General features: G+C 72.9%; 11 protein-coding genes. 6 read left to right on the top strand and 5 right to left on the bottom strand.

Translation table 11 applies throughout. The features are described from left to right. The first annotated feature begins 62 nt into the window (after positions 1 to 62). Complete coding sequence (locus Cph01nite_RS02800) at positions 63 to 1544, top strand: NCS2 family permease (RefSeq protein ID WP_203670867.1); 1482 nt, start codon at positions 63 to 65, stop codon at positions 1542 to 1544. 306 nt (positions 1545 to 1850) lie between these two features. Here the strand turns inward: Cph01nite_RS02800 and Cph01nite_RS02795 are convergent, their stop codons facing one another. Together Cph01nite_RS02795 and Cph01nite_RS02790 are read right to left on the bottom strand one after the other, a co-directional pair. Further along, positions 1851 to 3890, bottom strand: a complete 2040-nt coding sequence (locus Cph01nite_RS02795; protein WP_203670866.1) for an acyltransferase family protein — start codon at positions 3888 to 3890, stop codon at positions 1851 to 1853. A 114-nt stretch (positions 3891 to 4004) separates the two neighbouring features. Continuing rightward, a complete protein-coding gene (locus Cph01nite_RS02790) occupies positions 4005 to 4490 on the bottom strand; it encodes a VanZ family protein (RefSeq protein WP_203670864.1) in 486 nt (161 codons plus the stop codon). Between the two features lie 65 nt (positions 4491 to 4555). Between Cph01nite_RS02790 and Cph01nite_RS02785 the strand changes: the two genes are divergently transcribed. Continuing rightward, positions 4556 to 5881, top strand: a complete 1326-nt coding sequence (locus Cph01nite_RS02785) for a UDP-glucose dehydrogenase family protein (protein WP_203670863.1) — start codon at positions 4556 to 4558, stop codon at positions 5879 to 5881. Between the two features lie 25 nt (positions 5882 to 5906). Here Cph01nite_RS02785 and Cph01nite_RS02780 read toward each other — a convergent pair whose 3' ends face one another. Both Cph01nite_RS02780 and Cph01nite_RS02775 read right to left on the bottom strand, forming a co-directional pair. Further along, positions 5907 to 6461 (bottom strand): CAP domain-containing protein, encoded by a 555-nt coding sequence (locus Cph01nite_RS02780; RefSeq protein ID WP_203670861.1) that lies wholly within the window; start codon positions 6459 to 6461, stop codon positions 5907 to 5909. Next, positions 6458 to 7756, bottom strand: a complete 1299-nt coding sequence (locus Cph01nite_RS02775) for an EAL domain-containing protein (protein ID WP_203670852.1) — start codon at positions 7754 to 7756, stop codon at positions 6458 to 6460. The genes Cph01nite_RS02780 and Cph01nite_RS02775 overlap by 4 nt, the downstream gene beginning before the upstream one ends. Before the next feature lie 106 nt (positions 7757 to 7862). On the opposite strand from Cph01nite_RS02775, the gene Cph01nite_RS02770 reads away from it, so the two are divergent. The 4 genes from Cph01nite_RS02770 to Cph01nite_RS02755 all read left to right on the top strand — a co-directional run bounded on the left by Cph01nite_RS02770 (position 7863) and on the right by Cph01nite_RS02755 (position 12438). Further along, positions 7863 to 8291 (top strand): MarR family winged helix-turn-helix transcriptional regulator, encoded by a 429-nt coding sequence (locus tag Cph01nite_RS02770; RefSeq protein ID WP_203670850.1) that lies wholly within the window; start codon positions 7863 to 7865, stop codon positions 8289 to 8291. Next, a complete protein-coding gene (locus Cph01nite_RS02765) occupies positions 8288 to 9613 on the top strand; it encodes an MFS transporter (protein ID WP_203670848.1) in 1326 nt (441 codons plus the stop codon). The genes Cph01nite_RS02770 and Cph01nite_RS02765 overlap by 4 nt, the downstream gene beginning before the upstream one ends. Positions 9614 to 9724: 111 nt before the next feature. After that, positions 9725 to 11587 carry a DUF4012 domain-containing protein gene (locus Cph01nite_RS02760; RefSeq protein WP_203670846.1) on the top strand — a complete coding sequence of 621 codons (1863 nt, stop codon included), beginning with the start codon at positions 9725 to 9727 and terminating at the stop codon, positions 11585 to 11587. Positions 11588 to 11730: 143 nt separating this feature from the next. After that, complete coding sequence (locus tag Cph01nite_RS02755; RefSeq protein WP_203670844.1) at positions 11731 to 12438, top strand: LPXTG cell wall anchor domain-containing protein; 708 nt, start codon at positions 11731 to 11733, stop codon at positions 12436 to 12438. A 58-nt stretch (positions 12439 to 12496) separates the two neighbouring features. On the opposite strand, the gene serC is transcribed toward Cph01nite_RS02755, so the two are convergent. Next, positions 12497 to 13681 carry a phosphoserine transaminase gene (serC, locus tag Cph01nite_RS02750; protein WP_203670842.1) on the bottom strand — a complete coding sequence of 395 codons (1185 nt, stop codon included), beginning with the start codon at positions 13679 to 13681 and terminating at the stop codon, positions 12497 to 12499. Positions 13682 to 13723 lie beyond the last annotated feature (42 nt).

Here is a 13723-nt window from a genome sequence, read left to right as displayed (position 1 = left end):
CTGCGTCACGAGCCCGCCCGATCGGTCACCGGGCACCCGGGGTCTCTGCCACACTTCGCCCCATGTCGACAACTCCCCCTGTGGAGACGCTCGACGACGCTCCCGCGGCTCCCCGCAGCGCCGTCGACCGCTTCTTCAAGATCACGGAGCGTGGCTCCAGCATCGGTGCCGAGATCCGCGGTGGTCTCGTCACCTTCTTCACGATGAGCTACATCATCGTCCTCAACCCCCTGATCATCGGCACCCTGCCGGACAGCACCGGGCAGTTTCTCGGTGGGGGAGACTCCCCGAACCTCGCGATGATCGCCGCGGCCACCGCCCTTGTCGCGGGCGTGCTGTCGATCCTCATGGGTGTCGTCGCCAACTTCCCGATCGCGCTGGCCGCCGGTCTCGGACTCAACGCCGTGGTCGCGTACACGGTCGCGCAGCTGCCGGGCATGACGTGGGCCGACGCGATGGGCATCGTCGTGCTCGAGGGCCTGGTGATCCTCGTCCTGGTGCTCACCGGGTTCCGGACCGCCGTGTTCCGCGCCGTCCCGCGTGAGCTCAAGGTCGCGATCGGTGTGGGCATCGGCCTGTTCATCGCGCTCATCGGATTCGTCAACGCCGGGTTCGTGCGCACCGGCGCCGGCACCCCGCTCGAGCTCGGGTCCGGAGGCTCCCTGGCCGGCTGGCCCGTCGCGGTGTTCGTGCTCGGCCTGATCGCCGCGATCGTTCTCATGGTACGCAAGGTGCGCGGCGGGCTGCTCATCGCGGTCGTCGGCACCACCGTCCTCGCGCTGGTCGTCGAGGCGATCGCCAACATCGGGCCCGCCGGCGAGGACAACCCCACGGGCTGGCACCAGAACGTCCCCTCGCTGCCCGCGACGCTCCTGGAGCTCCCGGACCTGTCCCTGCTGGGTCAGTTCTCGCTGTTCGGGGCCATCGGCAAGATCGGCATCCTCGCCGTCGTGCTCCTGGTCTTCTCGATCCTGCTCGCCGACTTCTTCGACACGATGGGCACCATGGTCGCCGTCGGCCAGGAGGCCAGGCTGCTGGACGCGGAGGGCAACCCGCCCCGCACGCAGCAGATCCTCGTCGTCGACTCCCTCGGGGCCGTCGCCGGTGGCATGGGCTCGGTGTCCTCCAACACCGCGTACGTCGAGTCGACGTCCGGTGTCGCCGACGGCGCCCGCACGGGCCTCGCGTCCGTCGTCACCGGCATCGCGTTCCTGCTCGCGACCTTCCTGTCGCCGCTGGTCGCGATGGTCCCCTCCGAGGCCGCCGCGCCCGTGCTCGTCGTCGTCGGGTTCCTCATGGTCGCCCAGGTCGCCGACCTGGACTGGAAGTCCCCGGAGATCGCGATCCCCGCGTTCCTCACCCTCGCGCTGATGCCGTTCACCTACTCCATCACCGTGGGCATCGGTGCGGGCTTCATCGCGTTCGTCGTCGTGAAGCTCGCGCTCGGCCGCGCGCGGACCGTGCACCCGCTGATGTGGGGCGCCGCAGCGGCGTTCGTCATCTACTTCGCACTCGGTCCCATCCGCGACGTCCTGGGGGTCTGACCCCGCCCACACCGACGGGCCGGGACCTCGCGCAGTGCGCGGGTCCCGGCCCGTCGTGCGCCCGGCGGCGGCCGGGTGCTGCTCGTGCCCACCCAGGGGGAGGAGGGGTGGGTGGGAACGAGGATGGTCGAGCCAACCACACTGACAGACCTGTCAGTAAGACCTTGGCTTGATCTCTTTCGCGACCTTCAGTTGGCGAGACCGGTCATGCGCCCGAGTGAGCGGCGGCCACGCCCGTCGTGGTCGACCCCCTCCGCGGTGCTCGCGTCAGGCGGGAGGGGTGAGGTGCCATACCTCCAGCGATACCTAGCCGACCGGAACGGCGGCTTCGTCGTTCGCTGCCACAACGGCATGAAGCTTCGTCGACAGAGCGCCAGAGAGAGCGTTCGAAAAAGTCGCGGTCAGATGGTGCTCGTCCCGATATACCAGGATGTCGCCGATCACCGCTGGGCAGGTGGCCGATCCGCAAATGTAATCGTTCATGTCGACGACGTGCACTCCTCGTAATTCGCTCGCGCGACGTACTGCTTGAGCAACTTCTTCATCGACTGCCTCTGATCGCGTCGACGCGCACGCAAGTGCGTCGGTCAAGTGTGCCGAAAGGCAGTTCGAGGGGGTTGCTCGAAGACTGGGGGTGTCCTGGACGACAACAGTGAGCGCGGCAATCCTGTCGAGCGTCTCACCAAGTGACCGCTCCCAAGCATCAGCTCTGTCTCTGCCGTTCAAGGTGAGGTCGATGCGCGCGTAGTTCGACAGAACGACCAGCTCAGGGGGGTCGTCGTTCAGTCGGCGAATGACACCGTCTCGCCATGTCCGGCACTCGGCGTAGTCGCTGCCGTTGAGAAGCACGGGAGACATCAGCGACGGGCAAGCGCTCTTGGTGTGTGACTCAATTGCATATCCGCTGGCGTCGGCGTAGGCGGCCAGCGCGGGGAACCATTGTGCCGCGTGCGAGTCTCCAAAGAGAACGATACGGGGGGCCGTCGCGGGGCCGAATCGACACCCTTCAATGTCGATTGCCTCGAAGGGCACGTGGCATCCGGCTGCGTAGATCGCTGGCTGGTCGGCGCTCGCATCCCGCAGTGCCGGTCGGATATTGGCCGGGACGAAGGCGGTGCCGGTAGGGGATGGGCCGATGTTTGCCTGTCTCACCTCGACGCCCGTGGCAAGGGGCCGCGAGTCGGAGACCACGGAGGCCGTCGTGGCGATGGCGATGGCTGCGACTGACGCCGCCGCCGACCACCAGAGCGTCCGTCGCGGCCGCGCCTGGACAAGGCGATTGGCGGAGCGGATCGGATCCTCCACGTACCTGTACAGCAGCCAGGCGAGCGGGACGCAAGCGGCGATGATCGGTAGCGTCACCCGGAGCGGCAGAGGGTTCTCGAAGCCAACGGCAGCCTGCGGGATAAGGAGGGCTGGCCAGTGCACGAGGTAGAGCGAATACGACAGCGTTCCCAGGAGCAGCATCACGCGCATCGACAGAACGCGACTCGGGCCATGAGGGGTGGCGGTTGCGCCCGCCAAAATAACGAGCGCGGTCCCTGCGACTGGAATTGCCGCGTAGAACCCCGGAAATGCCATGTCCTTCTTGAGGGCAAAGACCGAGGTTGTGAGTAGCGCCAGGCCCGCCCATCCTAGCGACGCGGCCTGTGCTGGTCGCAATACTTCGCGCTTGTGATGAAGCGCGATTGCCACGGCGGCTCCAACGCCCAACTCCCATGCCCGAGTCGGTAGTGAGAAGAAGGCCCACGGCTGATTCTTGTAGGTCAGGATTGCTCCGGCAGCAAAAGACATCACGACCGCTACGATCACGACGCTCAGGAGAGCGCGCCGTGATCGGCTGTAGCGCCACGCTAGTGCAAGGGCTAATGGCCAGATCAGATAGAACTGTTCTTCAATGCCGAGTGACCAGTAGTGCTGAAACAGGGACGGCGCGGTCTCCGCTAGGTAGTCGGTTCCCTGCACTGCGAATAGAACGTTCGGAACGTAGAGTGCCGTAGCGACAGCGCCTTGCCAGACCTGCCTCATGAGCAGGGGTGGGAACCACAATAGGGCTGCAAGCACCGAGAGGGCTAGGACAAGCAGCGACGCTGGGAGAATGCGCCGAGCGCGTTTTGCATAGAAATCGGCGAGTCCGACGTTGCCATCGCGCTCGAGTCGACTGACGAGATGGCTGGTGATCAGGAACCCGCTGATGACGAAGAATATGTCGACCCCGACGTAGCCGCCGGTGATGAGCGGGACTCCTCCGTGGTAGAGCAATACTGCTGACACCGCGATGGCGCGCAGGCCTTGAATGTCCGTGCGATACGCTCTGGCAGGCGAGGTGTCCGTGGTTCCTGGCACTCAGCGACCGTACCGCACAATTCCTGGGCAGCGCTGAACTTCTTGGGGCTCGATTGTCTCGTCTGAGGCTTCCTCAGCGCCACGTGAGGAGCAAGTGAGCACGCCTTCGAGCGGCTAGTCCGGAGTCGTCGCCCGCCGCGGCGTCGGAGGTACCTCGCGCCCGTCAACCGGTTGCGCCTCGGCTGTCTGACGCCATGCCCGCGACACCAGCGCCAGCACCCCCACCCCCACGGCTGCCCCCAGCGTGTTCAGCATCAGGTCCTGCAGGGTGGGGTAGCGCGTCGGCAGCCACTGCTGCACCGTCTCGATCAGCCCGGACGTCGCCGCGCCCAGCAGCACCACCACCCACCACGGGCGAGCCAGCAGCAGGCCTACCAGCACCCCGAACGGCACGAACATCACGACGTTGGAGACCGCCTCGACACCCTCGAACGTCACCGGCACGCCGCGCTCCACGAGCCACGCGATCACGGTGCGCGCCACCCCCAGCGCCTCGTCGTCCTGCGGCGCGGGTCGCAGCGTCACCACCGCGACGGCGGCCAGGTACGCGACCAGCGCCGCCTGGACCCGTGTCCGGATTTGTCCCGTGACCGTGGTCACTGGCGGCTGCCCGTGCCCACCCCGGTACGCTGCCCGCACAGAGGTCTCGGAGCGGGGGAGAGCACGTGCGCATCTCGGTCATCGGTTGTGGGTATCTCGGGGCAGTCCATGCGGCCAGCATGGCGTCCCTCGGGCACGACGTGGTGGGGATCGACGTCGACCCCGACAAGATCGCCCGGCTCGCCGCCGGCACCGCCCCGTTCTACGAGCCGGGCCTGCCCGAGCTGCTGGCGGAGGTCTCCGGCACGGGGCGCCTGACGTTCAGCACCGACATGGCCGACGCCGCCGGGGCTCAGATCCACTTCCTGTGCGTCGGCACCCCGCAGAAGCACGGCGAGTTCCGCGCCGACCTGTCCTACGTCGAGTCCGCGTTCGAGGACCTGCGCCCCCACCTGGCCGCCGGTGACGTCGTCGCCGGCAAGTCGACCGTGCCCGTCGGCACCGCCGAGGACCTGGCCGCACGCCTCACCGGCACCGGCGCCTCCCTGGCGTGGAACCCGGAGTTCCTCCGCGAGGGGTTCGCCGTCCAGGACACCCTGCACCCCGACCGCCTCGTCTACGGCCTGCCGACGGACGACGAGGGCGTGCCCACGGCCGAGGGCGACGCCGCCCGCGCCCTGCTCGACGAGGTGTACGCGACCCCCCTGTCCGAGGGCACGCCGCTGGTCGTCACCGACTACGCCACCGCGCAGCTCGTCAAGGTCGCCGCCAACTCGTTCCTCGCGACCAAGATCTCGTTCATCAACGCGATGGCCGAGCTCTGCGAGGCCACCGGCGCCGACGTCACCCGCCTCGCCGACGCGATCGGCTACGACGCGCGCATCGGTCGCCGGTTCCTCAACGCCGGCCTCGGGTTCGGCGGCGGCTGCCTGCCCAAGGACATCCGCGCGTTCATGGCCCGCGCCGGTGAGCTGGGCGTCGACCAGGCCCTGTCGTTCCTGCGGGAGGTCGACGCGATCAACATGCGCCGCCGCGTGCGCATGGTCGACCTCGCGCGCGAGGTCAGCGCCGGGTCCATCGTCGGCAAGCGCGTCACCGTCCTGGGGGCGGCGTTCAAGCCCGACAGCGACGACGTGCGCGACTCCCCGGCGCTGTCCGTGGCCGCGCAGATGCAGCTGCAGGGCGCGCACGTCACCGTGACCGACCCGCAGGCCGTCGAGAACGCCCGCGCCAAGTGGCCCGACCTCAAGTACGCGGCCACCGCGCTCGAGGCAGCCCAGGGCGCCGACGTCGTCGTCCTGGCCACCGAGTGGGCTGAGTACCGCGACCTCGACCCCGACGCGCTCGGGGGCGTCGTCGCGCACCGCGCGATCGTCGACGGCCGCAACGTGCTCGACCCCAAGGCGTGGCGCGCCGCCGGCTGGACCTACCGGGCGCTCGGCCGCCCCTGACGTCCCGGGGTCCGGACGCCGCAAGTCACGGGCCCGCCAGCACCAGCGCGCACAGCACCTGCCCGTCGTCGAGGACGCACGCCGTCGCCGCCTGGGTGAGCGTCGGGTCCTCGATGTTGGCGCGGTGACCCGCCGACCCCAGCCACGCCTCGACCACGTCCGGCGGGGCGGCGGCCGCGCGCGACAGGTTCTCCGCCACCGTGGACAACGGCGCGCACGCCGCGAGCACGGGGTCGAGCGCGGCGTGGACCAGCTCCTCGCCCACCAGGGCCGCGGCGCGCTCCGCCGCGGCGGGCTGCGCGCACGGCGCCGGCTCCCACGCCGGCAGCCCGGCGGCCGTGCGGGCATCGTCCGCGGCGGCCAGCAGGTCCGCGGCGTAACGGTCGAGGTCCACGCCGTCCACGGACCACGTGGGCGTCGGCGTCCCCGCCGCGGCGCCGTCACCGGCCCGCGTCCCCGCGATCACGGCCGCGACCGCCAGGCCCACCCCGGCCAGCAGCAGCACCAGGGCGACCACGTCGCCGCGGCGCGAGGCGCGGGCGTGGCCGGGTGGCGGCGCCGGCGCGTCGGGTGCCGTCACAGCGCCGCGCGCGCCCAGTGCGTCGCCACGTCGTACCGGTCCCAGCGGGGCGCGAGCGGCCCCTGGCCCTTGCTCGCGTTGACCAGCACCGCCGTCTCGCGCAGCGTCAGGCCCACCAGCAGCGCCCGCTCCAGCAGCTGGTCGCCCGGCTCCGGGCTGCGCGGGCGGGGGACGGGCATCGGCCGGCGCAGCAGGTCCACGGTGCTGTGGTCCGCGGTCAGGGCGACGACGTCGTTGCGGGTGGCGTGCTCGAGGATCGCGGCGAGCACGGCGCGGTCCTCCGGGGTGACCCGGGCACCCGCCTCCAGGTACGGGTCCAGCAGGATCGCGTCGACCGGCAGCTCGTCGAACGCGGCCAGCGGCTCACGGCCCGAGCCGTAGCCGGTGAGCACGATCCGGTGCCCCCGCGCGCGCAGCGTGCGCAGGGACGCCAGCACCTCGTCGAGCCCGGCCAGCCACGCCGAGACCCCGAGCCACACGCCCGGCGGAGCGTGGTCCACCAGCGCCCGGGCGAGAGCCTCACGAGCCGTGCCGGTGCCGGAGAGCACCGCGGAGGCGTCCCAGACCACGGGGGAGTGCTCCGCCAGGCCGGCGGTGACGTGCGGGATCGCGGCGTGCATCGCCACCGCGGCGTCGACGTAGCGCGGGGAGCGCGTCACCGACAGCAGGCCCTCGGCGCGCTGCGCGGACGGGTCGTCCAGGCTCGCCGCCTGCAGGCGCACCTGGGCGCCGAACCGGGCACCCGTGCGGGCGTCCCACAGCGGGCGCTGCCGCGCGGCGCCGGCCGCCCAGTGGTCCTGCGCCGGCAGGGTCGCACGCGGCAGGACGAGGCGCTCGATGGCCCGGGCCACCACGTCGGACGAGTCGCGGGACGGTCCCTGCGCGGCCGAGACCAGCGGCACGGCACCGGCGGCGCGGTCGACCTGGGCGTGCAGCTCGGGCAGCCGGGAGCGGATCGCCTGCGCGTCCTCGTGCGAGGTCAGCGCGAGGTACGCCACCGCCGCCTCACCGATCGCGACGACGTTGCCTGGAGGGCCCGCCCAGCGCTCGAGGTCGCGGCACAGGACGCGCTCGGCGACGTCGACGCCGCGCGCGCGCCCGGGCAGCGCCCGGGTCGTCGGGGTGTCGTAGGCGAGGGTGATGACGGACAGCACGGCGTCGGTGGCGCGCATGCGGGGGCAGTCGGCGTGCAGCGACACCGCCGTGGCCCGGTTGGTCACCGGATCGGTCGTCGACGCCATGAGGTGCTCGACGACCAGGGCGTCGCTCGCGACGTCCCAGTCAGGACCGTGCATGTCCTCCCCCTCCCCCGGGTGATGACTGTTCCCCACGAACGGGCGACGGCGCAAGCGCGGAGCGGGTGAGATGCTGACTACGGGTAATGATGTAAGGTAAGCAAACGTGCCCCAGGATCCCGACCTCGCTCTCGCTGCCGACCTGCGCGTGACGCTCGGCCGCGCCACGCGCCGCATCAAGGCCGAGCGCGGCGACGCCGGGTTGTCCGACCCGCAGTTCAACGTCCTGGCGATCCTGCTGCGCGAGGGACCCACCAGCCCCGGACGCCTGGCCGAGCACGAGCGCATCGCCGCCCCCGCCATGACCCGCACGGTCACCTGCCTCGCCGAGAGCGGGCTCGTGCGCAAGGAGGAGCACCCCACCGACGGCCGCCAGGTCGTCGTCAGCCTCACCCCGCAGGGCGAGGCCGAGGTGGCCGAGACCCGCCGGCGCCGCGACGCCTGGCTGTCCGCGCGCCTCGCGGTCCTCGGCGACGACGACCGCGCCACCCTCGTCCGGGCCGCCGAGATCCTGCGGAGGATCACCTCGTCGTGAGCGCCACCTTCTCCTCCCTGTCCATCCGCAACTACCGCCTGTGGTTCGCCGGCGCGCTCGTCGCCAACGTCGGCACCTGGATGCAACGTGTCGCCCAGGACTGGCTGGTCCTCACCGAGCTGACCGACGAGTCCGGCGTCGCCGTCGGCATCACCACGGCCCTGCAGTTCGCGCCGTTCCTCGTGCTGTCCGCGTGGGCCGGCCTGCTCGCCGACCGGTTCGACCGGCGCAAGCTGCTCATCGCCACGCAGGTCGCCCAGGGTGTCCTCGCCGCCGGCCTCGGCGCCCTCGTCCTGTCCGGTCACGCCCAGCTCTGGCAGGTCTACGTGTTCGCCGGGCTGCTCGGCGTCGTGTCCGCCGTCGACGCCCCCGTGCGCCAGACCTTCGTCGCCGAGCTCGTCCCCGCCGCGCGCCTGTCCAACGCCGTCGGGCTCAACAGCGCGTCCTTCAACGCCGCCCGCCTCATCGGCCCCGGCGTCGCCGGCCTGCTCATCGCGGCCGTCGGCAGCGGCTGGGTCTTCGTCATCAACGCCGCCACGTTCGCCGCGACCATCGGCTCGCTCGTCCTCATGCGCGGCACCGAGCTGTACCCCATGCCGCACGCCACCCGCGCCAAGGGGCAGATCCGCGAGGGCATCGCGTACGTGCGCGGCCGCTCCGACATCGTCGTCATCATGGTCGTCGTCGGCGTCGTGTCGACGTTCGGCCTCAACTTCCAGCTCACCAGCGCCCTCATGGCACGCACCGAGTTCGACCGCGGCGCCCAGGAGTACGGGATCCTCGGGTCCGTCCTGGCCATCGGCTCGCTCACCGGCGCGCTGCTCGCCGCACGCCGCGAGCGGCCACGCGTGCGCCTGGTCATCGGGTCCGCCTTCGCGTTCGGCGTCGCGACGGGCGTCATGGCGCTGATGCCGACGTACCTCACCTTCGCCATCGCGTGCATCCCCGTGGGCCTGGCGTCGCTGACGATGATGACGGCCGCCAACACGAGCATCCAGATGTCGACGGACCCGAAGATGCGCGGGCGCGTGATGTCCCTCTACATGATGGTGTTCCTCGGGGCGACGCCCGTCGGCTCGCCCATCGTCGGGTGGATCGGGGAGACGTTCGGCGCCCGCTGGTCCATCGGCATCGGGTCGATCAGCGCCCTGCTGGTCGCCGTCGGTGCCGCGTGGTGGGCGCGCCGGCACTGGGACGTGCGCGTGCGGTACCACGTCACCACCCGGCCCCACCTCGAGGTGCAGTACCCCCGGCGGCGTGCCGACGAGGCCCCGGCGCGCGTCGGCGCCCAGGACGCGGCCGACGCCCAGCAGGCCGCCTGACCTGGGCGGACGGCCCCGGCGGGGGAGGGTGTTGGTCCGGTCGGGTGGTCCCGGGGGTGAAAGACGCCCCGGGCGAGATGTCCGGAACGTCCGGTGTGTGACGATCGCCCGGTGGACGCGACCGACGTGACCGACGGCCCGGGCAGCGCGGAGCAGGACGCCGCGCACCCGGCCGGCCCGCACCCGAGCGGGGTGACCCCGAGCGAGCCGACCCCGAGCGGGTCGACCGCGACCGAGCCGACTGCGGGCCGCGGCCGGCGGCGCGTCGTGGCACGCGTCGTCGTCGCCGTGGCCGTCGTCCTCGTGCTCGTCGGCGCCTGGGTCGCGTTCCGCGCCTGGCAGGCCGTCTCGGCGCTGCAGGACGCGCGCGACCTGCTGGGCGGCGTCGAGCTCGACGCCGCGACCGTCGCGACCGCCACCGACGACCTCGCACGGCTGCGGGAGTCGACCGCGGCGGCCGCCGCCGCGTCGTCCGACCCGGTGTGGCGCGCGGCCGAGGCGCTGCCCTGGGCCGGTGACCAGCTCGAGGCCGTCCGTGTCGTGTCCACGTCGCTCGACGCCGTCGTCGCCGACGCGCTGCCCGCCGCCGCCGACCTGCGCGCGCTGCTCGACGGCGGCCTGCGGCTGCCCGACGGCCGGTTCGACGTCCCCGCCCTGCGCACCGTCACCACTCGCGTCACCGCGGCGGCGACCACCGCGGCCGACGCGCACGCCGACGTCGCCGCGCTCGACGCCGACACGCTCGTCGGTCCGCTCGCCGGCCCCGTGCGCCAGGTCCAGGACGCCCTCGCGCGCGTCGACGCCGGACTGCGCCCCGCCGGCGGGGTCGCCGACGTCCTGCCCGCGATGCTCGGCGGCGACGGGCCGCGCACCTACCTCGTCCTCGCGCTCAACACCGCCGAGCTGCGGACCGCGGGCGGCATCGTCGGGACCGTCGTGGCCGTGCGCGTCGACGACGGCGCGGTGAGCGTCGTCGACCGCCGCAGCACCGCCGACCTGCCCAAGATCGCCGCGCCCGTCCTGCCACTGACGCCCGAGGAGACGGCGACCTGGGGCGACCGCCTCGGCCGATGGATCCAGAACTCCGTGCTCACCCCGGACTTCCCGCGCTCCGCCGAGCTGGTCGCCGCCCGCTGGACGCGCGACGTCGGCGGCACCGTCGACGGCGTGATCGCCACGGACGCCCTCGCCGTCGCCGGGCTCGTCGGCGCCACCGGCCCCGTCCCCGACCCCGGGGGCGGCTCCCTCGACGCGGACGGCCTGGTGCGTGCCCTGCTGCGCGACGCCTACCTGCTCTACCCCGACGCCGACGCCTCCGACGCGTACTTCGGCGCCGTGGCGTCCGGCGTCGTCGAGGCCGTCAGCGCCGGCGCCGGCGACCCGCAGGACCTGCTCGTCGCCGGGCGGCGCGCCGTCGACGAGCGCCGGGTGCGGATCTGGTCCGCGCACGCCGAGGAGCAGGAGCGGCTCGCCGCGACCGTCGCCGGCGGCGCGTTCACCTCACCGGTGTTCGCCGACCAGCCCGGCGTGTTCCTCGACGACGGCACCCAGGGCAAGCTGGGCGCCTACCTGCACACCGACCTGACGTTCCGCGACGCCCGCTGCACCGGCCCCGAGCCTGCCGTCAGCGCCGTGCTCCGCCTCGAGCTGCGCTCGCCCGACGGCGTGGAGTCCTGGTCCCGGCTCGTCACCGGCCACCCGCCCGAGGGCGTGCCGCTGGGGACACTGCTCACCACCGTGTCCGTGTGGTCCGCGCAGGGCGCGGCCCCCCTCGTCGTGACGCGCGACGGCGCGCCCGTCACCGGGCAGGTCACGGCCGTCGACGGGCGCACCGTGCACCAGGTCGCGTCCCGCCTCACCGGCGGGCAGGTCCAGGAGGTCGTCGTCGAGGTGCCCCTGCGCGACGGCGCCGTCACGCTGTGGACCACGCCCACGCTCACGTCCCCGGGCGTCGCGACCTTCCGCTGCGAGTGACCGTCCGCCGGGACTGACGGACGCCCGTCCAGGTCCGGGTGAAATGCGTCCGATCTGTCCGATTCACCCGAATGACGGTAGGATTCCGCGCCGCGCGGGGCGAGGATGAGGACGAAATGTCCGATTCTACGTGGGAGCCAGCCATGCGCGTGTTCACCCGGGTCTGCGCGACCGCAGCCCTCGTCCTGGCGGCCACCGGCCTCGCCCCGGCCGCCACCGCCGCCCCGCTCGCGGCCACCGTGGTCACCGGCGACGACTGCACGCGCGGCACCGACGAGTACGGCGCCGAGCTGCCCTGCGAGGTCGAGGTCACCGTCCTGTCGCCCGTCTGCGACAACGACGTCCCGAAGCTCCGGTACGCCGTCACCCCGATCGGCAGCGACCGCAACCGCGTCACCATCACCTTCGTCAACCCCGGCGGTGCCGACGTCGTCTACGCCGACCAGCCGCTGACCGGCACCGTGCTGTGGCCCGGCGCCGTGCAGGACTCCACCGGCAAGGGCGTCGACTGGCCCGGCTGGCGCCTCGAGGGCGGCACCTGGGTCGTCGGCGACGAGTACGACTGGGTGCGCCCGTCGGTCGAGGTCTCCTTCCAGGTGAACCCCGCCGCGTCGGCCGTCGTCGGCTACCCGCCGTCGAGCCCCGTCTGCCTCACCGGCCCCGAGCGCTCCGACGTCCTGGTCGCCGGGGACGACGCACCCGCCGCTGCCGGCACCGCGTCGGCCGCCGGGTACCGCGCCGAGGTGCTGTCCGAGACCGGCTCGTCCGCCGGACCGCTCGCGCTCATCGCCGGCGGCCTGCTGCTCGCCGGTGCGGGGGGCGTGCTCGCCGCACGACGCCGCCGCAGCTGACCCGCTTTGCGCGCCGCCGCGGGGCCTGCACGGGCTCCGCGGCGGCGTCGCGCCCGTCTCAGCCCAGGCGCTGGACGACGTGGTCGATGCAGGCCGTGAGCGCCAGCACGTCCTCCGGCTCGACCGCCGGGTACATGCCGACGCGCACCTGGTTGCGGCCCAGCTTGCGGTACGGCTCGATGTCGACCACGCCGTGGCGGCGCAGCACGGCGGTGACCGTCGCCGCCTCGATCTCCGGCGCCAGGTCGATCGTGCCGACCACGGGGGAGCGCAGCGCCGGGTCCGTGACGAACGGCGAGGCCCAGTCGCGGCTCTCCGCCCAGGAGTACAGGTGCCCCGCCGACGTCGCGGTGCGCTGCGCCGCCCACGCCAGGCCGCCCTGCTCGAGCATCCAGTCCACCTGCTCGGCCAGCAGCACCAGCGTCGCCAGGGCCGGGGTGTTGAGCGTCTGGTCCGCGCGCGAGTTGGTCACCGCCGTGGTGAAGGACAGGAACTCCGGCACCCAGCGCCCGGCCCCCTCGATGCGGGCGGCCCGCTCCACGGCCGCCGGCGACGCGAGCGCCAGCCACAGCCCGCCGTCGGACGCGAAGGACTTCTGCGGGGCGAAGTAGTAGACGTCCGTCTGGCTCACGTCGACCGCGACGCCGCCCGCCGCCGACGTGCCGTCGACCAGCACCAGCGCCCCCGCCTCGTGCGAGCCGGCGACCCGGCGCACGGGCGCGACCACCCCCGTCGACGTCTCGTTGTGCGGCCACGCGTACACGTCCACGCCCGCGGTCGGGGGCGGCACCGCCACCTGGCCCGCCGGGGCCGTCACGACCTCCGGGACCGCGAGGAACGGCGCCCGCGTCGTCGCCGCCGCGAACTTGGCCCCGAACTCCCCGAAGCGCGCGTGCGCCGCCCGGTCCTGCACCAGGCACAGCGTCGCGACGTCCCAGAAGGCGGTCGAGCCGCCGTTGCCCAGCACGACCTCGTAGCCGTCCGGCGCGCCGAGCAGCGTCGCCAGCCCCGCCCGGACGCGGCCGACGAGGGAGCGCACGGGCGCCTGCCGGTGCGACGTGCCCAGCAGCGAGGACCCCACGGCCGCCAGGGCGTCGACCTGCGCGGCGCGCACCTTGGACGGGCCGGACCCGAAGCGCCCGTCGCGGGGCAGCAGGTCGGCGGGGATCGTCAGGCGGGCGATGGCGTCGGCGTCGGGCACGAGGCGAGGATAACGACGCCCCGCGCGCAGGGGCGGGCCCATCCGTCCGTGCGCGGACGACTACCCTGGACGCAGCACGCGGCG

Origin of the sequence: Cellulomonas phragmiteti (genome assembly GCF_016862775.1) — a bacterium.
In the GTDB taxonomy this organism is placed as follows: Bacteria; Actinomycetota; Actinomycetes; order Actinomycetales; family Cellulomonadaceae; genus Cellulomonas; species Cellulomonas phragmiteti.
The sequence above is the reverse complement of the archived record's forward strand: the minus strand, read 5'-3'. Positions and strand labels throughout refer to the sequence as shown.

Coding starts and splice junctions, on each gene's coding strand:
- serC (WP_203670842.1), bottom strand. CDS start 13,681: ATGGGCCCGCCCCTGCGCGCGGGGCGTCGTTATCCTCGCCTCGTGCCC.
- Cph01nite_RS02755 (WP_203670844.1), top strand. CDS start 11,731: ATGCGCGTGTTCACCCGGGTCTGCGCGACCGCAGCCCTCGTCCTGGCG.
- Cph01nite_RS02775 (WP_203670852.1), bottom strand. CDS start 7,756: ATGCACGGTCCTGACTGGGACGTCGCGAGCGACGCCCTGGTCGTCGAG.
- Cph01nite_RS02800 (WP_203670867.1), top strand. CDS start 63: ATGTCGACAACTCCCCCTGTGGAGACGCTCGACGACGCTCCCGCGGCT.